The following is a 21,019-nucleotide window of genomic DNA, read 5'->3' on the forward strand; positions in this document are numbered from 1 at the left end:
GCTCAGGAAGACTTCCTCACGCGGAGGTACCACTCGCACAGCAGCCTGACCTGCTTTTCCGTGTAGCCCTTTTCCACCATGCGATCCACGAAACTCTGGTGTTTCGACTTGTCCTCGGCCGAAGCCTTGGCGTTGAACGAAATCACCGGCAGCAGATCTTCCGTGTTCGAGAACATCTTCTTCTCGATCACTTCGCGCAGCTTTTCATAGCTGGTCCAGGTCGGGTTGCGGCCGTTGTTGTTGGCGCGCGCCCGCAGCACGAAGTTCACGATCTCGTTGCGGAAGTCCTTCGGGTTCGCAATACCCGCTGGCTTTTCAATCTTTTCCAGCTCGTCGTTCAACGCGCTGCGATCGAAGCTTTCACCGGTTTCAGGGTCGCGGAATTCCTCGTCCTGAATCCAGCAATCGGCAAACGTCACGTAGCGGTCGAAGATGTTCTGGCCGTACTCGGAATACGACTCCAGGTAAGCCGTCTGGATTTCCTTGCCGATGAACTCCGCGTAGCGCGGCGCCAGGAAGCCTTTGATGAACTCCAGGTAGCGGCGGCGAATTTCTTCGGGGTAGTCCTCGCGGCCGATCCGTTGCTCAAGCACATACATCAGATGCACGGGGTTCGCGGCCACTTCCGTCTGGTCGTAGTTGAAGACGCTGGACAGGATCTTGTACGCGAAACGCGTCGACACCCCGTTCATGCCTTCGTCCGTACCGGCGTAGTCCTTGTATTCCTGCAAGGCCTTGGCCTTCGGGTCGACGTCCTTCAGGCTTTCGCCGTCGTACACGCGCAGCTTCGAATAGATGCTGGAGTTCTCGGGTTCCTTCAGGCGGGTCAGCACCGAAAATTGCGCCATCATGTCCAGCGTTCCAGGTGCGCAAGGCGCCTTGGACAGCGAGCTGTGATGCAGCAGCTTTTCGTAGATGCGGACCTCTTCCGACACCTGCAAGCAATACGGCACCTTGACGATATAGATACGATCAAGGAACGCTTCGTTGTGCTTGTTGTTGCGGAAGGTCTGCCATTCGGACTCGTTCGAGTGAGCCAGAATCGCGCCGTTGAACGGAATCGCGGAGAAGCCCTCCGTGCCCTTGAAGTTGCCTTCCTGGGTGGCCGTCAACAGCGGATGCAGCATCTTGATCGGGGCCTTGAACATCTCCACGAACTCAAGCAAGCCTTGGTTCGCCAGGCACAGGCCGCCGGAATAGCTGTAGGCGTCCGGATCGTCTTGCGAATGGCGATCGAGTTTGCGGATGTCGACCTTACCCACCAGCGAAGAGATGTCCTGATTGTTCTCGTCGCCCGGCTCGGTCTTGGCGATGGCGATCTGACGCAGCACCGACGGGTTCAAGCGCACGACACGGAACTGTGAAATGTCGCCGTCAAACTCCTTCAGGCGCTTGACCGCCCAAGGCGACATGATGCCCGTGAGGTAACGCCGCGGGATGCCATATTCCTTTTCAAGCGTGTCGCCGAAGCGTTCCGGATGGAACAGACCCAACGGCGATTCGTTGACCGGCGATCCCTTCAAGGCATAGATGGGATAGCTTTCCATCAGCGCCTTCAGCCGTTCCGCGATGGACGACTTGCCGCCGCCGACAGGGCCCAACAGATAGAGGATTTGTTTGCGCTCTTCCAGCCCCTGAGCGGCATGTTTGAAGAACGCGACGATCTGACCGATCACGTCCTCCATGCCGTAGAACTCCTGGAACGCCGGATAGCGCCGGATGGTCCGGTTGGAAAACAAGCGGGAAAGACGTGGGTCGTTGCGCGTATCCACGGTTTCGGGTTCGCCGATCGCCGCCAGCATGCGCTCAGCGGGGCTGGCGTACGCCATGGGATCGCGTTTGGCGAGGTTCAGATATTCCTCAAGGGAAAGCTCTGACTCCTGCTCTCTTGCATACTGCGACTTGAAGCCTTCGACGATGTTTTGCACGGAAACCTCCTACAACACGCGAAAAATTCAGCACATCCCTACGTGTCCCCATTGTGCCTTAGTGCTTGCGCTTTACTAGACAAACTCGCGATAAGCACTGTCGGCCAGGTGTTATGTTGCTTTCGCCACACATCATCCATGAAGCACGTTGGGGCCTTTTCCATTTAGGCTGCATCCGGCGGACACAAGTTCCGTCAGGGAATGCAACTTACGTGAATAAGTTAACTCGCACGCCTTCAGCTTATCGCTATGGCACGCACGCCTGGTGCGGCCGCACATGAAATGGTCAGCAATGATTTGAAGGGATGAGCGATATCCCGGTGGATTCTTATGATTCGGGCGTTAACCCGATGCGCCCGCTATGCGATGGCAGCGGACGGTCTGAACGGCCCCTTGGGATTGCGTTCAGCAGCGTGCCGGTTCGGTTGTGAAAAAGCGCCGATATCGCGGCACGGGAATCCGTGGTGACGAGGGCGCGTGGCACTTTGCGGTGATGGCCGTAAGCACGTATCGCCAAGTCATGGGCCTATGCTAAAGCCAATTGACCGTTTTGTGGCAATTCATTTGGCACATCACCCAAAATAGTGATACGGATTTTCATCATGAAAATTCGCGCGTGTGAATCGCTCGCAAACTTGATGCAATTGCCACGTTGAATACGACGCGAATCATCCACAACACGACATGCAATCACTGAATTAGCAGCCGATGAAGCAGAGTGCTAGCATCTCTCGCTTTCTGACTACACACCTTGATTCGCAGCGTCATGTTGCTTCGCTTGTGGCACGCATTCGGCTTGACCAGGAACCGCGCATTGCCTGCGGCCAGACTCACCGCCGCCGCAGCTTTCGCCATGGTTTTGATGGCGCTGGGAGCTTGCGGGAAGCCACTTCCAGACCTGCCGAATGATGCGTACGTATGGCAACGGCGTTGGACGCCGGCGGTGCAGGAAGCGCTGGCGGCAAGTGCAGATGCCGTGCGAACCTGGCGCGTGCTGATCGCCGAGATGAGCGCTGGCGGCAGATGGATCGATGCCCGGCCTGACGTGAATGCGCTGGCGGCGTCACAAAAACCGGCGGTGATGGTGTTGCGTTTGGATGGACGCGTCGATGCGCTGAACGTTGACGAAACGTTGGTGCGAATTGCCGCGACAACCCTGGCCTGGCGCGCAGCCGGCGTGCCGCTGGCCGGTGTTGAAATCGATTACGACTGCGCAACATCGAAGCTTGCGGCCTATCGCGGCTTTCTGACGGCGTTGAAAAACCGCCTTGAACCAGGCACGCCGCTATCAATTACCGCCTTGCCAACATGGTTAAACAGCCCCGATCTCGACGCCTTACTGAAGGTGCCCGATGAGTCGGTGTTGCAGGTTCACGCCGTACTGAACCCGACACAAGGCTTGTTTGACGCCAAGCGCGCACAGGCGTGGATCAGCGCTTTTGCCGGCCGCACGCAGCGCCCTTGGCGGATTGCATTGCCAACGTATGGCAGCCGTGTCTCGTGGGATGACGACGGCAACATCATCGCAATCGAAAGCGAACGGCCCACGTTGACCACCGCAACCCGCGCCAGCGAACTCGTCGCCGCGCCCGCTGCCATGGCGGCTTTTGCCGAGCAGATCCGCCAGGATCGGCCCGCGGGATTGGCCGGCATGGTCTGGTTTCGCCTGCCCACCGCACTCGACGAACGCGCATGGAGCCTGGCGACGTGGCGCGCGGTATTGACGCGCCAATCATTGCAAGCGGAGCTTAACGTCTTCGCCCAACGCGCCACAACCGMGGGGACGCTTGACCTGGTGTTGTCCAACACCGGCAATGCCGATGCAACGCTGCCCTTCACCATCCGTTGGGACGGCATTTGCCGCGCCGCCGACGGCATCAATGGTTACACGCTTGAGCAAGACAACGCCGGCTGGTATCTGCGTCGTGCGCATGACGGCCTGCTGCGCGCCGGCAGCCTGCGCAATATCGGCTGGATACGCTGCGACACGCCACCCACCACTTTCCATGCAAAACCGTAAAACCATCGCTCGAATTGCCCTGTTGACCTGCGCCATCGGCGCTGGAATCGTCGTTGCCTGCGGGCCGGACTTTCCCGCGCAGTTGCTGGACGACCGCGCGGGCACGCTACGCAGCACGCCTGCCAATTCGTTCAGTTATGAGGCATCGCGCTTGGTGGTGCCGGCTGACGCGTTACGCGCCCAGGAATTACGAACGCTGCCGGGCGGCAACGATAGGCAGGACGCCATTCCCGAAGACTTCGATCCCGCACTGAGCCCCGCGCAGCACGCCACGGCGCGCAAGATGCGGCAATTGCCCGACGGCGATCAGGCTTATGCGGCGGGCGCCGCGCTGCCAGAGGCCGTGCGTTTATATACCGCTGCCGCCGTCGATATCCTTGCTGCCGCGAACGACGAGACCAACGTGGCCGTATCCCGCGCCAGAGCACGCCTACACGCGATTCTTGCGCTGCCGGGCAACGAAGGCGCTGCGCGCAGCGTCTGGGCTGCCTACATGCTGGCCGAGCTGGAAAATGGCGCATCAGCCGCAATGCCCGTCGACGCCACGCCTCCGGGGCCGGCTTCTGCCGCTTCCACCGCTTCCGCCGCTTCCACCGCTTCTGCCGCTTCCACCGCTTCCACCGCTTCTGCCGCTTCCGCCGCTTATGCCCGCGTCCGCCAATTGGCGCGAGACGGCGCGCCTGACCCGTGGGGACTCGCCATCGCCAGCTTTGGCCAAGAGGCACGCGGCTTGCTGAGGGGCTCGCAAGGAGGCTGCACGTACGAGGATTTCCAGTCAGCCACCTCGTGCGCGGATGCCATTCCTGCCACCGCGTTGAAGCATGCTATCCAGCTGTATGCCGAGCAGGCCGCGCGGGGCTCCAGCAGCGGGCAGGCATCACTGCGCCTGATCGCCAGCTGGGCGTTGGATGCACCCGCCCGTGCCGTCCGACTGATCGACGACCCGGTCTCGCAACGCTTGCTGGTGGCCTATGCGCTGGCGCGGGTGGGCGACATCGTCGACGGCAATCCCGACAGCGCCTATGACATTTTCGCCACGTATGAAGTGAACGGCCAACGGGGTTATGCAGATGCAGCCGCGTTGGCAGGCAGGGGAAATGTGACGCCCAACCCGGCGTTGCAGGTCCTTGCCACCGCGCTGGCCAAGCAGGATGTGAGCAGGATTCAGAACGCGGATCGCGTGGCCGCGTTAGCGTATCGGGTCGGTCGCTATGACCTGGCGCAACCGTTGGCCGAGCGTCTGGACACCCCGCTAGCTTGGTGGATTCGCGCCAAACTGGCGATCCGTCGGGGAGACATGGCCGCCGCGGCGCAAGCCTACGCACGCGCCGCAAGCAGCTTTCCGAACGCCGACGAGCACAGCATCGACGCCCCCGGCATCGCCCGGCTAACGGCCGAGCGTGGCGTGTTGGCGCTGTCGCGCGGCCAGTACGTCGAAGCGCTGGACTTGCTGCTGCACGCCAACGATCCGTCTGCTGCCGACTTGCCAGAAGGGGGTTGGCTCCAGTCGCCCTATTGGAACGACGCGGCGTATGTGGCCGAGCGCGTGCTGACGGTAGATGAGCTCAAGCATTACGTGGATCAGCACGTGCCCGCATCCGCCATGCCGGCCACCCCGCCGGGCTTTCTGCAATTCGACTACCAGCGCTTCTACGAGTGGGCGGTGAAGCACCCCATTCCCGATGGCGACCGCCTGCGCCTGCTGCTCGCGCGCCGTCTGATGCGAGAAGGCCGCATGGACCAGGCGCTGGCTTACTTCCCCTCTGACGCGGATGCCCGTTTCGCGGACCTGACCGATGATGCGGCCGGTGTCTGGCGCGTTAGGCCTTCCAGCCGCCACCAAAAGGTCGAGGAGTACATTGCAGCCCTTCACAAAGCGGGCAACGCATGGGGCCGGACAGCACGGGCCGAAGCCTGGTTTACCGCCGCGCGCCTCGCGCGCCGCAATGGCTTGGAGATCATGGGTTACGAACAGGACCCCGATTTCGCGGTGTATGACGGCAACTACACCTACGGCGCGGGCCGCAGCCCCGAACCCTGGCGCCAGTCGGCCGGGGCCGACGCCAGCCAGACGCCGGATACACCCGCCCAACGCGCCGAGGCGGCCTTGCCGGGTCCGCTGGTCACGCCCGAAGAACGTCAACGATTCGCCGCCAGCGAAGCGCGCCCCTATGCCCGCTTTCACTATCGTCAAATCGCGGCCGACCACGCGCTGCAAGCGGCCGGGCAATTGCCAAACCGCTCCCAAGCTTTCGCTGCCGTGCTTTGCCAAGGGGCGCGCTACATCATCGACGACTCGCCCGACCGCGCCTCGGCAATCTATCTGCGGTATGTGAATCAAGGCGCCCAGGTGCCGTTCAGCGGCACGTTCGGCCGCGAGTGCGCCGAGCCTGATTTCCGGGCGGCCGCCTGGTTCCACTACACACAAGCCTGGAAGGCATGGGAACGCTTACGGCGCGATCATGCCGGCTTGCTGCTTGCGATGGGCTTGTTGGTGATTGTTGCGGGCGGGGGATGCGTGTTTGCCTGGCGCATGCCTAAACGCACCCCCAAGCGCACCGCCAAGCCAACACACGAGAAAACGCAGGCCTAGGTCAGCGCCGGCAACGCCACGCGCTGCATCAATTGCTGCCACGTGCCTGCGACCCGGGCACGCAGGCGCAGGTCCGCCCCCAAGCGCGCCGTGTCGATGAATTCGTATCGGCGCGCCGCATCCAGATGTTCGAGCATCGGCAGCCGCACCATTCCCGCGGCGTCACCCAGCAGCACCGGCGCCAGATAAAGCAGCAGCTCATCCACGCATCCAGAGGCCACCAGCGCGCCGCTCAATCCCGCACCGGCCTCAACATGGACCTCGTTGAACTGCTCTTTTGCGAACCAGTCCATCACGCCGGGCAAGTCCACGCGGCCTGGCTCCTGGCCAGGCAGGACGACGACTCGGGCATTCTTGTCGGCCAGCCGTGCGGCTTTGGCGGCATCTTCACGGGCCGTAAACAGGATGACTTCCGCGCCGTCAAACAGGCGAGCGTCCTCGGGAATCTCGAAGCGGCCATCCACGACCGCTTTGCGCGGTTGGCGCGGCGTGTCCACCCCGCGCACATTGAGTTGCGGATCGTCTTTCAGGACGGTGCCCATGCCGGTCAGCACCACGCAGCTGCGCGCACGCCAGCGGTGGCCATCCACGCGGGCCTCGGGGCCGGTAATCCATTGAGACATGCCGTTATGCAAGGCGCTGCGGCCATCAAGCGACGCCGCCATCTTCATCCACACCCAGGGCAAGCCGCGGCTCATCCGCGAAATGAAGCCGGCATTGATAGCCAAGGCCTCTTCGGCGCACACACCGGTTGTCACCTCGATGCCGGCGGCGCGCAAACGGGCCAGCCCCTGCCCGTTGACCAACGGATTCGGGTCGCCAATGGCCACGACGACTCGCGCGGGTTTGGCGGCCAGCACCGCATCCACGCACGGCGGCGTGCGGCCAAAATGGCTGCACGGTTCCAGGGTGACGTACATCGTGGCCCCCTGAACCGCTTCCTGGCGGGCCTGAGCGTCCCGCAGGGCGCAGACTTCGGCGTGCGGCCCGCCGGGGGGCTGCGTCGCACCCTCGCCCAGCACGCGCCCATCGCGCACGATGACGCATCCCACACGGGGGTTGGGCGCGGTGGTGTAGAGCACGCTCTCGGCCAGCGCCAGGGCGCGTCGCATCCAGAAGATATCGTCGGGTTCGCTTGGGGTCGTCATGGCAGGAATTGTATGTCCGGGCCTGGATGACGTGGTGCAACCCGGCGCTGCCGGAAGGGGTATGCTTAACGAATGTCCGTTTTGGGCCGCCAGGTGGCTTGGGACGATCTCGCGCGGGCGGGACTTCCGTTTCAGAATAGCGCTACACCTGCTGATATCCCAGGCCCGGAGGCCGAAACATGAAACAAGCACTGATCGTCATCGACGTACAAGATTCCTTCCGGCAACGTCCGTTTTGGGATGAAACCGAGTATCCGGCTTTTGTGGAACAGATCCAGGGGCTAATTGATTCGGCAACGGCCCAAGGCATTCCGGTGCTTCAGGTGTTCCACATCAGCCCATCCACAGACCCCGCCAACCCGTTCTCGCTGGCTTCAGGCCACGTCAAGACGCTTGAGGAAGTGCGCATTGCGCCCGCCGCCGTGTTCCACAAAACGGTGCATTCCTCGCTGTACGCCAAAGACGCCAACGGCGCGACCCTGCATGATTGGCTGCGCGACAACGGCATCGAAGGCATCATCGTCAGCGGCATTCGCACTGAACAGTGCTGCGAAACCACGTCGCGGCACGCCAGCGACGCCGGCTTCAAAGTCGTGTTTCCCACCGACGCCACGCTGACCTTCGCCATGCAAAGCCCGTCAGGCAAGCACTACACGCCCGCCGAAATCCGCGACCACACCGAACTTGTGCTGCAAGGCCGCTTTGCCCGCATCGTGCGCGCCGCCGACGCGCTGGCCGCTTGACCCATCGGAAAGCCGCATGATTCCCGTGTACTTTGTGCTGCCGCGGGGCATCGTTCTGCTGGACCTTGCTGGCCCGGCAGAGGCTTTCCGGGTGGCCAACAAGCTGTGTCCCGGCACGTTCGAGCAGCATTTCTGCGGCCCGTCGAAAGAGGTGGAAAGCGGCATTCCCGGCCTGCATCTGGCGCACATTCAGCCGCTGCCTGCCGCCTTGCCGCCACAGGCGCTTGTCATTATTTCCGGCGTGGTGGGTAAACACACCCGGCTGGACGACCCCGACGCCCACGCCATCATCGACTGGCTGGCCCAGCGCCATCCCGCAGACGAGTTCACGCTGATGACGGTCTGCGCGGGCGCGCTATTCGCGGCATCGGCCGGGCTGACGCGCCAACGCGACTGCACCACCCACCATTCCTGCCTGGAACAACTGGCCAGCATCGACCCCAGCGCCCGCGTGCACGACAACCGCATCTTTGTTGAAGATGGCAACCTGGTCAGCAGCGCCGGCATCACGGCCGGCATCGATCTGGCGCTACATATGGTGTCGCGCCATTGCGGGCCGCGCGTCGCCAGTGAAGTCGCGCGCGACATGGTGGTCTATCAGCGCCGCGCAGGCACGGATTCCACGTTGTCGCCCTGGCTCGAGCACCGCAGCCACATGCACCCCGGCGTGCATCGGGTGCAGGATGCCGTGGTGCGCAACCCGGCCGCGCCGTGGTCCGCGCAATCGCTGGCAGACCAGGCGCACACCAGCGCCCGCCACCTGACGCGGCTGTTTCGCGAACACGCCGGCTGCACGCCGATGGATTACCTGTATCAAATCCGCGTGGCGCTGGCGCGCGACCTGCTGCGCGAAACCCGCTTGGACCTGGAGCGAGTGGCGGAAAAATCCGGCTTTGGCTCGGCGCAGCACATGCGCCGCGTTTGGCGCAAATTTCAGCCGCTTACGCCCAGCCTGGCGCGGTCGGCGCCCATGCAATAACGGCGCTGCGGCACACCCGTGCCAAAACGAATCGCGCCGCCGCACACGTGCCAATACGAATCACGCCGCCGCAGCGCCCGAGCCAAAACGAATAACGGCGCCGCAGCGCCGTTATGTTCCTGCCAAATGCCCAGCCGGGGCTTTTATTCCTTGCGCAGCTTGCCCGGCAACAACGGCCCCTGCATTTCGCGGATGGCTTCAACGAATTCGCCGATGTCCTCAAAGCTCTTGTAGACGGACGCAAAACGCACGTACGCCACCTTGTCGAGCTTGCGCAGTTCGTTCATGACGAGTTCGCCGATCTGTTCGGACGGCACCTCGCGCAGCCCGCTTGCCAGCAACTGTTCTTCGATGCGCGCCACGGCGGCATCCACGTCTTCCGTGCTGACGGGGCGCTTGCGCAACGCCAAGCTCAAGCTGGCGCGGAGTTTCGTCGGGTCGTAGTCGCTGCGGCTGCCATTGCGCTTGACGATGGAAGGCATGGCAAGTTCCACCCGTTCATACGTGGTGAATCGCTTGTCGCAGGATAGGCAGCGGCGACGGCGACGGATGGCGTCGCCCTCTTCCGAGACCCGGCTGTCGACAACCTGCGTTTCGGCATTGCCGCAAAATGGACACCGCATGTGTGTTCCCTAAAGGCACGGATTGCAAAAAACAAGCATATTGTAACGATGCGCCGCTCGGGAAGCGCCAATACGGGCTAATTCGTCCCCAATATCCAGGACGGAATCGGTGGAGGATAGCCGCTGCCGCCACGAAAGCAAAGGGACGGCGCCTGACGGGGCCGTCCCTTTGGTCTGGCCCTGGCGGGGGATATCCCGCCGGGCCGATATCAAAACCGCTTACTTCGCGCCGTAAACCGGCAGGCGCGACGTCAGTTCATTGACGCGAGCGCGCACGGCGGCGATGTTGGCTTCGTCGCGCGGGTTGTCCAGCACGTCGGCGATCAGGTTAGCGGTGAGTTCAGCGTCGGCTTCCGTGAAACCACGCGTAGTCATGGCCGGCGTGCCCAGACGGATGCCGCTGGTCACGAAGGGCTTTTCCGGATCGTTCGGGATGGCGTTCTTGTTGACCGTGATGTGGGCCTGGCCCAGCACGGCTTCCGCTTCCTTGCCCGTGATGCCCTTGGCGCGCAGGTCAACCAGCATGACGTGGCTTTCGGTACGGCCGGAAACGATGCGCAGGCCACGCTTGACCAGCGTGTCGGCCAGCACCTTGGCGTTCTTGACCACTTGTTGCGCGTAGTCCTTGAAGCTGGGTTCCAGCGCTTCCTTGAACGCCACGGCCTTGCCGGCGATGACGTGCATCAGCGGGCCGCCTTGAATGCCGGGGAAGATCGCCGAGTTGATGATCTTCTCGTGCTCGGCCTTCATCATGATGACGCCGCCGCGCGGGCCGCGCAGCGACTTGTGCGTGGTCGACGTGACGAAGTCAGCGTGCGGGACCGGGTTGGGGTAGGCGCCGCCAGCAACCAAACCGGCGTAGTGGGCGATGTCGACCATGAACAGCGCGCCGTTTTCACGGGCGATGCGGGCCATGCGTTCGAAATCAATGTGCAGGGCGTAGGCCGATGCACCTGCCACGATCAGCTTGGGCTTGTGTTCTTTGGCCAGCTGTTCGACTTGCGCGTAGTTCAGGACTTCGTTTTCGTCCAGGCCGTACGAGATGAAGTTGTACAGCTTGCCCGAAGCGTTGACCGACGCGCCGTGCGTCAGGTGGCCGCCTTCAGCCAGGCTCATGCCCAGCACGGTGTCGCCCGGCTTCAGCACGGCCATGTACACGCCCTGGTTGGCCTGCGAACCCGAGTTCGGCTGCACGTTGGCGGCTTCAGCACCGAAGATCTGCTTCAGGCGGTCAATGGCCAGTTGCTCGACCATGTCCACGTACTCGCAACCACCGTAATAGCGCTTGCCCGGGTAGCCTTCGGCGTACTTGTTCGTGAGCTGCGTGCCCTGGGCTTCCATGACGGCCGGGCTGGCGTAGTTCTCCGAAGCGATCAGCTCGATGTGCTGCTCTTGGCGAACGTCTTCCTTCTGGATGGCGGCCCAAACGTCCGGGTCAGCCTTGGACAAGGTGAGGTTGCGGTCAAACATGACGGGGGATTCCTGAGGCGGTAAGAGAGGAGAAAGCAGTGTCGGGGGTAAACCCGAAGAATTCTTGTAGTTTACCCCGTCAAGCGGAATCAATTGCCGCCAAAATGCGCCGAAGGCGAGCAAAATACGGCGGACGGGCGCGAAAACCACGCCATCGCGCGGCGCCCGAAAACCGCTTTCAACCCGACTTGAGAAACTTTCATGCAAAGCGCCACACTCATAACCTACTCGCTAGTAGCTGCCGCCAGCGTCATCAGCCCAGGCCCCGCCACCATGCTCGCCATTCGCAACGGCGCGGCAGGCGGGGTGCGCGCCGTGGTGCCCTCCACGCTGGGCAACGTGACCGGGCTATTCCTGCTGTCGGCCGCGGCCATGCTGGGGCTGGGGGTGGTGCTGCAATCGTCCGCCATGCTGTTCATGGCGTTGAAGGTGGCGGGCGCCGCTTACCTGATCTATGTGGGCCTGCGGCATCTGATGGGCCGCGCCCACATTGCGCCGCCAGAAGCCTTGGCCGCCAACCTGCCGCCACGCCGCGCGGGCGTCCTGTATCTGGAGGCCACTTTCGTCGCCGCCATGAACCCGAAACCCATCCTGTTCTTTACGGCCTTGTTCCCCCAGTTCCTGAACGCACAAGAGCCGTTGCTGCCGCAGTTCTTCGTTCTGACCGGCATCTTCATGGCGATGTCTCTGGTGTCGCTCTTGACCTATGGCGCCTTGGCCCGGCGCGCCCGCAACGCGCTGCGGCGTCCCCGCATCGTCGTGTGGCTCAACCGCCTGGTCGGCTCGATCTTCGTCGCCTTCGGCATAGCGCTGCTGCGTCTGAAGCGATCCACCGTTTGAGGCCGGCGATAGCCGGAAATAAAAAAAGGCCGCAACGATTGCGGCCTTTTTGATTTGGCGTAGCGGATTACGCCGATGTCGCCCCGATCTGCTTGGGAGCAAGTTTCGGGTTGAGGGTATACGTGCCCGTGACCGAAGCGTGCGCCAACACGTGCTTTTGCATGGCGCGCAATGCGTCTTCGCCAGTGAAAGAGCCGTTCAGATTCAGGCTGGGCACATCCAGCGCGTACAGCGTGAAGATGTAGCGGTGCACGATGGAATCGTTCCAGGGCGGGCACGGGCCGTCGTAGCCGAAGTAGTCGCCGCTCATGTCGTGGTCATTGGCGAACCATGACGAATACGAGTTGATGCCCTGGCGCGCATCCATCGGCGCCAGCGGGCCGCCTTTGCCACGCGGCGTGATGCCGTTGGAAAAGGCGCCTTCGTCGATCTCGCGAAGGTCGGCGGGCAGATCGACCAGCACCCAGTGGAAGAAATCCACACGAGGCAAGCCGGCCGGCACTTCGCGGCCTTCCTGGTTGACATCATCGGGGCGCGACGGCACGTCGGGGTCATGGCAGATCAACGCGAACGACTGCGTTCCCGCCGGGACATCGTCCCAGGAAAACTGCGGGTTGTTGTTGTCTGCCAGCGCGACGTGCGATTGCGCATCGATTTTGCCGAACGCGTAGCGTTCCGAAATCGACTCGTGATCGGAAAAAGACAAACTCGAAAGTTTCATGTCGTGCTCCTTGAAGTGCCGAGAAAGGCGTCCCTGCCTCTGTCTGTACCCTCAGCGTATCAAAACTTCGCAATTATGGGTTCAAGTTAACACGCGCAAACTTGCGCTTGCCCACCTGTACGACGTAAGTCCCAGCGGGCAATTGCAACGATTTATCTTCAACCCGGTCGCCGTTGACGCGCACGCCACCCTGCTCCACATTGCGTTGCGCTTCCGAGCCAGAGGCGACCAGACCCGCTTCGCGCAGCAGCTTCAGGATGCCCACCGGCGCACCGCCGATGTTCACTTCGGGCATGTCTTCTGGAATGGCGCCATCGCGGAAACGGGCCTCGAAGGAAGCCAGCGCCTCGTCGGCGGCCTTGGCGGAATGGAAGCGAGTGATGATTTCCTGAGCCAGCATGACTTTCGCATCACGCGGGTTGCGTCCGCCATCCGTCTCTTGCTTGAGAGCGGCGATGTCTTCCAGCGAACGGAACGACAGCAGCTCGAAGTAGCGCCACATCAACGTGTCGGAAATCGACATGAGCTTGCCGAACATCGAATCGGGCGACTCCGAAATGCCGATGTAGTTGCCCTTGGACTTGGACATTTTCTCGACCCCGTCCGTACCCACCAGCAGCGGCATCGTCAGGATGCACTGGGGCTCCTGGCCATACTCCTTTTGCAGCTCGCGCCCAACCAGCAGGTTGAACTTCTGATCGGTGCCCCCCAGCTCCAGATCGGACTTCAGCGCCACCGAGTCATAGCCCTGCATCAGCGGATACAGGAATTCATGCACCGAAATCGGGATGCCGCCCTTGAAGCGCTTGGTGAAGTCCTCGCGTTCCATCATGCGAGCCACCGTATAGCGCGAGGCCAGCTGGATCATGCCGCGGGCGCCCAGCGGATCACACCATTCAGAGTTGTAACGGATCTCGGTACGGGCCGGGTCCAGCACCAGGCTGGCCTGCGCGTAATAGGTCTTGGCGTTCGACTCGATCTGCTCGCGCGTGAGCGGCGGGCGGGTGCTGTTGCGGCCGCTGGGGTCGCCAATGGTCGACGTGAAATCGCCAATCAGGAAGATGACGTTGTGGCCCAAGTCCTGCAGCTGGCGCATCTTGTTCAGCACCACGGTGTGGCCCAGGTGGATGTCCGGCGCGGTGGGGTCCAGCCCCAGCTTGATGCGCAGCGGCACGCCAGTGGCGCGGCTCTTGGCCAGCTTGCGGGCGAATTCGGATTCAACCAGCAGTTCATCGCAGCCGCGCTTAGCTATACGCAGATCGGCTTCAACTTCAGGAGTGATAGGGGCTTCAGAGGGAGACATGGCAGGGGGACCAAAGCGGCTTCAGCCGACAAAAAGGTGTAAAAAGTGACGAAAACTATCGAAAATTCTAGCCGAATCAGCTAGGATACCGCCCAATCATACGCAAATGCCATATATACGCAGTTGCGGTTCGGCCTACCACCCGTTGTTCACAAGATGCGCCCCGCGCCAGCCCTTGCCCCGGATTTCGTGGCGCGCGGGGGCCGTTCGTGTCACGCACCCTGCGAGCTCAAGCCACCTGAGAGGGTATCTTCACGATGAATCGTGGCCTCCACGAACTGGCGAGTAGCATCAAGCGCAAAGTTGCTGCCCTGTTTGCGCCCGTTGAGCCCAAGCCCCATCGCTCGGGACTTTTCCGTCGCACTCTTCTCGTCTCCGCTATTGGTCTGTTTGCTGGCGCCGCCGCCTTGGGCATGGTGCAGCAACCCGACCGTACCGAACTCCCCCCGTCCCGCATCATCCAGAGCGTTCTGCCCCTGACTGCCGAGCAAGTCGAAGTCAGCACGCCCAGCGCCGCGCCGTACATCAGCGAAACCCGCATCCGCGCGGGCGACACGCTGGCCGCCGTGCTGCAGCGCCTGGAGCTGGACGCCCCCAATTTGCAGACCTTCCTGACGCACGACGCCAGCGCCCGCAGCATTTACAAGCTGTACCCGGGCCGCTCGGTGCAAGCCGCCACGGACGAACAGGGCAACCTGATCTGGCTGCGTTACATCCACACCCCCGGCAATGAAACCGACGGCCAGGTCGTAACGCGCATGCTGCATGTGGCCCCCGCCGGCGACAGCTACAAGGCCGAGGAAGTCACCGAAAGCACCGAACGCCAGACCCGCGTTGCCGTGGGCACGATCAAGTCGTCGCTCTTCGGCGCGACGGACTCCGCTGGCATTCCGGACTCGGTCACCATGCAGATGGCCGACATCCTCAGCGCCAAGATCGACTTCCTGCGCGATCTGCGTCAGGGCGACCAATTCCGCGTGGTGTACGAAGTGCGTTCGCACGACGGCCGCTACGCCGGCGCCGGCCGCGTGCTGGCCCTGGAATTCATCAACGGCGGCAAGACCTACAGCGCCGTCTGGTTCAGCCCCGACGAAAAGAGCGGTTCGTACTACGACTTTGACGGCACCAGCCTGCGCGGCGCGTTCCTGCGCACTGCCCTGAAGTTCAGCCGTATCAGCTCGACGTTCGGCATGCGCATGCACCCCATCCACAAGACTTGGACGGGCCACAAGGGCGTGGACTACGCCGCGCCTTCGGGCACGCCGATCCATTCCACTGCGGATGGCACGGTTGAATTCTCGGGCTGGCAGAACGGCTACGGCAACGTCGTGATCGTGAAGCACCATGGCAAGTATTCGACGCTGTACGCGCACCAAAGCCGTATCGCCGAAGGCATCACCAAGGGCTCCAAGATCTCGCAAGGCCAACTGCTGGGCTACGTCGGTTCCACCGGCTGGGCCACCGGGCCGCACTTGCACTATGAGTTCCGCGTCGACAATCAGCCGATCGACCCGCTGTCGGTGGACCTGCCGGTCGCCCGCGCCCTGGAACCTGCGGAAGTCCGCGCGTTCAACCAGGCCGTGGCGCCGTATAAGCAGCAGATCCAACTGCTGACCGAATTCCAGCAGACCCTGCCCGACGCACTGACCAACGTGGCCAGCCGCTAACCGGCCCCATCAGTTATCGTCCCAAAAAGGCGGCCCGCGCATTTCTGCCGGCCGCCTTTCTTATTTTTGAGGCCGCCTGTGAACGCTACGCAAACCACCACGCACGGGAACGCAACGCTCTACATTGGCCTGATGTCCGGCACGAGCGTGGACGGCGTGGACGGCGTGCTCGTGCGCCTTGACGCCGATCAGCCGCCGCAGGTGCTGGCCAGCGCCAGCTTGCCCATGCCCGAAAACCTGCGCCGCGAGTTGCTGGCCTTGAACGTGTCAGGCGACGACGAGCTCGCGCGCGCAGCGTTGGCCGCCAATGCGCTGGCCCGGCTGTACGCTGATGCCGTCGCCACCCTGCTTCGGGAGGCGGGCGTTCAGGCCAGCGACGTGAAGGCAATCGGTGCGCACGGCCAAACGGTTCGTCACCGTCCGGACAGCGGCTACACCGTTCAACTGAATGCGCCCGCGCTGCTGGCGGAGCTAAGCGGCATCGACGTAATCGCGGACTTCCGCAGCCGCGATGTGGCGGCCGGTGGCCAGGGCGCGCCGCTGGTGCCACCTTTCCATGCGGCGATCTTCGGCGCGCAACATGGCCGCGCCGTGCTGAACCTGGGCGGCATCGCCAATGTGACATTGCTGTCCCCAGGCCAGGCCGTGCGTGGCTTTGACACCGGCCCGGCCAACGTTTTCCTGGACGGCTGGTGCCAACGTCACCTAGGCCAGCCTTATGACGCCAATGGCCGCTGGGCCGCCACCGGCAAGGTGTTGGCGCCACTGCTTGAGCAACTGATCGCCAGCGAGCCGTGGTTCGCCCTGCCTCCGCCCAAGTCCACCGGGCGCGATCTGTTCAACATGCAATGGCTGGATGACCGGCTGCGTGCATTTGACGGCCCCAAGCCAGCCCCTCAGGACGTGCAGGCAACGCTGCAACGGCTCACCGCCAGAACGGTCGCCAACGCCATCGACGCAGCCGCTGCGGCCACGCAAGAGGTGTTTGTATGTGGCGGTGGCGCCCGCAATGCCGGACTCATGCGCGAACTGGCCTATTGCCTGCAACGCCCGGTGCAGCCCACCGATGCACTGGGCGTGCCCGCCCAGCAAGTTGAGGCACTGGCCTTCGCATGGCTCGCGCAAGCGTTCGTTGAGCGACGGCCCGCGGGGTTGCCTGCGGTCACTGGCGCGCGCGGCGCTCGCATCCTGGGTGCGCTGTATCCGGCGTGAAGTCGCCGGCGTGAAGTGGCCGACTTGCAGCGGCCGGTTTGCAGCGGTCGGCTTGCAGCGGCCGACTTGCAGCGGCCGGTTTGCAGCGGTCGGCTTGCAGCGGCCGACTTGCAGCGGCCGGTTTGCAGTGGCCAGCGCCTTGCGTCCGGTCAGCACCAAACAAAAAGCCCTTCGGCATGCCGAAGGGCTTTTGTTTTCCTGCTCAGGGTGATTACACCGAGAACGAGGAACCGCAGCCGCAGGTGGTGCTGGCGTTGGGATTGCGGATGACGAACTGCGCGCCTTCCAGGTCTTCCTTGTAGTCGATTTCGGCACCGACCAGATATTGGAAGCTCATGGGGTCAACCAGCAGTTGGACACCCGCCTTGTCCAGCACGGTGTCGTCTTCGTTGACGACTTCGTCAAACGTGAAGCCGTACTGGAAGCCCGAACAGCCGCCACCTTGGACAAACACGCGCAGCTTCAGATCAGGGTTGCCTTCTTCGGCCAACAAGTCCTTCACTTTGGCGGCAGCCGAGTCGGTAAATACCAAGGGCACAGGCGGGGCGGCCTGGAGATCGACGGTTTCGGTTACTGCATTCATGGTTCACTCCTGGCCGGATCGGCCATATTTCGGTGAGCGGCAACGGCGCTCGCATAGCGTCACTATAGCGCAGGGCTTGACTAGACTCAAAGTTCCAGTTTCACGCTGCGGGATGCTCGAACGGTTTCCCCCTCGAGCACGCTGACGGTGACGCTTTCGGGGACAAATCCCTCAGGCACTGCCAAGATGCCCTGGCTGCGCTGATATTGGTCGAATTGCAGGGCCAACGACGCGGCCGACGTGGATTCTCCGGTAGCGGTCACCGGGCCCACTTCCGCCTTGACCTGCATGGGCGCCAAATCGACCGTTACGGTTTCGCCCTTGAGCACGCCCGTCGCCTGGAAACGCAAGGCGCCCGCAAACGGCGTTCCGCCATTGCGGCCGCTGCGCATCAGCAACACCTTGTAGCGCAGCCCGCCGCCTTCGCGGTCGATCTGCACCCCACGGATATCGACAGAGCCTTCCGGCCCGGCGGGCAGCAGCTGTTCATAGAAAGCCAGTTGGTCGCGCACACGGCCGACCTCGGCCTGCGCCGCACGCAACTGGGTTTCGAGTTCCTCGCGGGCGGCGCGCTCGATGACGAGCTCGCCATCCGCGGTGTCCAACTGGCCTTGGGTGTAGCGCAACTGCGTGGCTTGCTGGCGCATGGCATCCGCCTGCGCCTCGGCTTGCTGCGTACTGATCACCACGGCGTCCTGCGGGCGGGCTTGTCGCATGGCATGGAAATAGCCCGCCGAACCGCCAAGCAACACGCCAACGAGCAAACCCGCGATCACACGCAGCCACCCGCCTGCGGGGCGGGGTTGCGAGGGAACGGGAGCGTCAGTTGGCATAAAGCGCGCAGGGCGAGCGGCGCGTAGCCCCTCGCCCTTACGAGGCATCAGGGCAGAATCGCCACCTGATCCAGACCTGTCGATTCGGCAATGCCGAACATCAGGTTCATGTTCTGGACGGCTTGGCCGGCCGCACCCTTGACCAGGTTGTCTTGCACGACCATGACGATCAGTTGATCACCATTGCCCGGACGGCTGAGCGCAATGCGCAGATTGTTCGACGCACGCACCGAACGCGTTTCAGGCAGGCTGCCGGCAGGCATCACGTCAACGAAGGGCTCGTCGGCGTAACGCTGTTCGAACAGGGCTTGAAAGTCGGTGTCGCGCGCTTCCGGCAGGATGCGCGCGTAAATCGTGGAGAACATGCCACGGATCATCGGCACCAGATGCGGCACGAACGTCAGGCCAACCTTGCCGCCCGAGATCTTTTCCAGCTGCGCCACGATTTCAGGATGATGGCGGTGACCCGACACGCCATAGGCCTTGAAGTTGTCGGACGCTTCCGAGAACAGCGAGCTCACTTCCGCCTTGCGGCCAGCGCCCGACACGCCCGACTTGCAGTCGGCGATCAGCGTTTGCGCATCGACCAGCGACTTGCCGCCTTCCAGCAGCGGGGCCAAGCCCAGCAGCACCGTGGTGGGATAGCAGCCGGGGTTGCCGATGACACGCGCCTTAGCAATGGCTTCACGGTTCAGTTCCACCAGACCGTACTGGGACTCCGCAAGGATGTCCGGGCAAGTGTGGGGGATCTTGTACCAACGTTCAAAGGTGGGGATGTCTTGCAGGCGGAAATCAGCGGCCAGGTCGATGACGCGGGTGCCCGCGTTGATCAGTTCCTGGGCTTGCGCCATCGCCACACCGTGGGGCGTGGCGAAGAACACCACGTCGCAATCCGTCAGGGTGGCCTTTTCCGGTGCGGAAAAAGCCAGCTTCACGCGGCCACGCAGGTTCGGATACATATCAGCAACCGGCAGCCCGTCTTCCTTGCGGGACGTGATGGCGGTCAATTCCACATTGGGATGCTGCGACAGCAAGCGCAGCAGCTCGACGCCGGTATAACCGGTGCCGCCGACGATACCAACCTTGATACGGGTGTTCGATGCTTGGGCCATGATGATGTGCTCTTCGTAGAACGAGGCTAGATTGTATCGCTCGAAAAAGGGGTCATGCGGCACCGTGCCAAATTTGGTGCACTAACCCCGTTGTCCGACCTGACGAGGGCGCGCAGAGTTCCGCGCAAGGCGTCCCGAGCGATTGCGCGCGAGACGCCCAAAAACAAAAAACCCGCCGAAGCGGGTTTTTTGCAGCAACATTAACGCTTGCTGAACTGCTTGCGACGACGCGCCTTGCGGAAGCCGACCTTCTTACGTTCGACTTCACGGGCATCGCGGGTCACAAAGCCAGCTTGCGACAGTGCGGGCTTCAGGGTCGCGTCGTAGTCGATCAGGGCACGCGTGATGCCGTGACGGACTGCGCCGGCCTGGCCGGTTTCACCGCCGCCGTGGACGTTGACTTTGATGTCAAACGATTCCAGGTGGCCGGTCAATTCCAGCGGCTGGCGCACGATCATGCGACCAGTTTCGCGGGCGAAGAAATCGTCGACGGGCTTGCCGTTGACAACGATCTTACCCGTGCCCTTCTTGATGAAAACGCGAGCCACCGAAGTTTTGCGACGGCCGGTTCCGTAATTCCAGTTACCGATCATGGCGTTTCCTTAGATATCCAGCGTCTTGGGCTGCTGGGCGGTGTGCGGGTGCTCGGCACCAGCATAGACCTTCAGCTTCTTGATCATGGCGTAGCCCAGAGGACCCTTGGGCAGCATGCCCTTGACGGCCTTCTGAATGGCGCGACCGGGAAAACGCTCTTGCATTTTCTCGAAGTTCGTTTCGCGGATACCGCCCGGGTACGTGGTGTGGCGGAAGTACTTCTTGTCCTTCGCCTTGGTACCGGTAACGACGATATCGGAAGCGTTGATGATGACGATGTAATCGCCAGTATCAACGTGCGGCGTGAATTCAGGTTTGTGCTTGCCACGCAGACGACGTGCGACTTCGCTGGCCACACGACCGAGGACTTTGCCCTTGGCGTCGATCACAAACCAGTCACGTTGGACTTCATGCGGCTTGGCCACAAAGGTCTTCATGATGGTTCCTAAGAATAAAAAGTTCTTGCTGGCCAGAACATCTAACCAGTGTTCTTTCCCCAACTGGGCAAAAACCTGATGAACCGCAACCCAAGGATTCGGTTCGGGGGTTTTACCTTTATCGACGTCCCGCCTAAGCGTTATTACCCGCCCGTGCAATGGTCAAAATGAGGGAAAGCCTGAAATTCTAACACGGTTGCTCAAAAAATGGGC

18 protein-coding genes are annotated in these 21,019 nt (G+C 62.5%); 7 read left to right on the forward strand and 11 right to left on the reverse strand.

The genetic code is table 11. The features are described 5' to 3' along the window. Positions 1 to 2 precede the first annotated feature (2 nt). Complete coding sequence (locus AC1DB0_RS26600; RefSeq protein WP_391568539.1) at positions 3 to 1,919, reverse strand: PrkA family serine protein kinase; 1,917 nt, start codon at positions 1,917 to 1,919, stop codon at positions 3 to 5. Positions 1,920 to 2,904: 985 nt separating this feature from the next. On the opposite strand from AC1DB0_RS26600, the gene AC1DB0_RS26605 reads away from it, so the two are divergent. Both AC1DB0_RS26605 and AC1DB0_RS26610 read left to right on the forward strand, forming a co-directional pair. Next, complete coding sequence (locus tag AC1DB0_RS26605; RefSeq protein ID WP_476758782.1) at positions 2,905 to 3,948, forward strand: DUF3142 domain-containing protein; 1,044 nt, start codon at positions 2,905 to 2,907, stop codon at positions 3,946 to 3,948. Beyond that, entirely contained in the window at positions 3,935 to 6,541 is a 2,607-nt protein-coding gene (locus AC1DB0_RS26610; RefSeq protein ID WP_476758294.1) for a hypothetical protein, read from the forward strand. Before AC1DB0_RS26605 ends, AC1DB0_RS26610 begins: the two co-directional genes overlap by 14 nt. Here the strand turns inward: AC1DB0_RS26610 and ribD are convergent. Further along, positions 6,538 to 7,689, reverse strand: coding sequence for a bifunctional diaminohydroxyphosphoribosylaminopyrimidine deaminase/5-amino-6-(5-phosphoribosylamino)uracil reductase RibD (gene ribD / locus AC1DB0_RS26615; protein ID WP_476758295.1), 1,152 nt, complete (start codon positions 7,687 to 7,689; stop codon positions 6,538 to 6,540). The genes AC1DB0_RS26610 and ribD overlap by 4 nt on opposite strands. A 179-nt stretch (positions 7,690 to 7,868) precedes the next feature. Here ribD and AC1DB0_RS26620 point away from each other — a divergent pair, with 179 nt between their 5' ends. Further along, on the forward strand, positions 7,869 to 8,432 hold the full coding sequence (locus AC1DB0_RS26620; protein WP_175171653.1) for an isochorismatase family protein: 564 nt from the start codon (positions 7,869 to 7,871) through the stop codon (positions 8,430 to 8,432). Positions 8,433 to 8,448: 16 nt separating this feature from the next. Continuing rightward, on the forward strand, positions 8,449 to 9,411 hold the full coding sequence (locus tag AC1DB0_RS26625) for a GlxA family transcriptional regulator (RefSeq protein ID WP_054427291.1): 963 nt from the start codon (positions 8,449 to 8,451) through the stop codon (positions 9,409 to 9,411). A 143-nt stretch (positions 9,412 to 9,554) separates the two neighbouring features. On the opposite strand, the gene nrdR is transcribed toward AC1DB0_RS26625, so the two are convergent. Continuing rightward, a complete protein-coding gene (nrdR, locus tag AC1DB0_RS26630) occupies positions 9,555 to 10,034 on the reverse strand; it encodes a transcriptional regulator NrdR (RefSeq protein WP_054427290.1) in 480 nt (159 codons plus the stop codon). A gap of 219 nt (positions 10,035 to 10,253) precedes the next feature. Continuing rightward, positions 10,254 to 11,504, reverse strand: coding sequence for a serine hydroxymethyltransferase (glyA, locus tag AC1DB0_RS26635; RefSeq protein WP_054427289.1), 1,251 nt, complete (start codon positions 11,502 to 11,504; stop codon positions 10,254 to 10,256). 201 nt (positions 11,505 to 11,705) lie between these two features. Between glyA and AC1DB0_RS26640 the strand changes: the two genes are divergently transcribed. Further along, positions 11,706 to 12,344, forward strand: a complete 639-nt coding sequence (locus AC1DB0_RS26640; RefSeq protein WP_346553310.1) for a LysE family translocator — start codon at positions 11,706 to 11,708, stop codon at positions 12,342 to 12,344. Positions 12,345 to 12,411: 67 nt separating this feature from the next. On the opposite strand, the gene AC1DB0_RS26645 is transcribed toward AC1DB0_RS26640, so the two are convergent. Beyond that, positions 12,412 to 13,065: a YbhB/YbcL family Raf kinase inhibitor-like protein gene (locus tag AC1DB0_RS26645; RefSeq protein ID WP_476758298.1), complete on the reverse strand. Its 654-nt coding sequence runs from the start codon at positions 13,063 to 13,065 to the stop codon at positions 12,412 to 12,414. A gap of 73 nt (positions 13,066 to 13,138) precedes the next feature. Next, positions 13,139 to 14,368: a tyrosine--tRNA ligase gene (gene tyrS, locus AC1DB0_RS26650; protein WP_054427286.1), complete on the reverse strand. Its 1,230-nt coding sequence runs from the start codon at positions 14,366 to 14,368 to the stop codon at positions 13,139 to 13,141. Between the two features lie 257 nt (positions 14,369 to 14,625). Between tyrS and AC1DB0_RS26655 the strand changes: the two genes are divergently transcribed. Then, positions 14,626 to 16,035 carry a M23 family metallopeptidase gene (locus AC1DB0_RS26655; RefSeq protein ID WP_054427285.1) on the forward strand — a complete coding sequence of 470 codons (1,410 nt, stop codon included), beginning with the start codon at positions 14,626 to 14,628 and terminating at the stop codon, positions 16,033 to 16,035. A 78-nt stretch (positions 16,036 to 16,113) separates the two neighbouring features. Further along, positions 16,114 to 17,247 carry an anhydro-N-acetylmuramic acid kinase gene (locus AC1DB0_RS26660; RefSeq protein WP_346553311.1) on the forward strand — a complete coding sequence of 378 codons (1,134 nt, stop codon included), beginning with the start codon at positions 16,114 to 16,116 and terminating at the stop codon, positions 17,245 to 17,247. A gap of 211 nt (positions 17,248 to 17,458) precedes the next feature. Here the strand turns inward: AC1DB0_RS26660 and erpA are convergent, their stop codons facing one another. The 5 genes from erpA to rplM form a co-directional block, all read right to left on the reverse strand. Beyond that, the gene (gene erpA / locus AC1DB0_RS26665; RefSeq protein ID WP_006217313.1) at positions 17,459 to 17,830 is read right to left on the reverse strand and encodes an iron-sulfur cluster insertion protein ErpA; all 372 of its coding nucleotides are present in this window, start codon (positions 17,828 to 17,830) and stop codon (positions 17,459 to 17,461) included. 86 nt (positions 17,831 to 17,916) lie between these two features. Beyond that, on the reverse strand, positions 17,917 to 18,663 hold the full coding sequence (locus tag AC1DB0_RS26670) for a DUF6776 family protein (protein ID WP_054427283.1): 747 nt from the start codon (positions 18,661 to 18,663) through the stop codon (positions 17,917 to 17,919). A gap of 47 nt (positions 18,664 to 18,710) precedes the next feature. Beyond that, positions 18,711 to 19,775 (reverse strand): N-acetyl-gamma-glutamyl-phosphate reductase, encoded by a 1,065-nt coding sequence (gene argC / locus AC1DB0_RS26675; RefSeq protein ID WP_054427373.1) that lies wholly within the window; start codon positions 19,773 to 19,775, stop codon positions 18,711 to 18,713. A gap of 200 nt (positions 19,776 to 19,975) precedes the next feature. Next, the gene (gene rpsI / locus AC1DB0_RS26680) at positions 19,976 to 20,368 is read right to left on the reverse strand and encodes a 30S ribosomal protein S9 (protein WP_006217310.1); all 393 of its coding nucleotides are present in this window, start codon (positions 20,366 to 20,368) and stop codon (positions 19,976 to 19,978) included. Between the two features lie 9 nt (positions 20,369 to 20,377). Next, a complete protein-coding gene (gene rplM / locus AC1DB0_RS26685) occupies positions 20,378 to 20,806 on the reverse strand; it encodes a 50S ribosomal protein L13 (protein ID WP_006217309.1) in 429 nt (142 codons plus the stop codon). Positions 20,807 to 21,019: the final 213 nt, after the last annotated feature.

Source organism: Achromobacter sp. 10T422 (assembly GCF_056394065.1).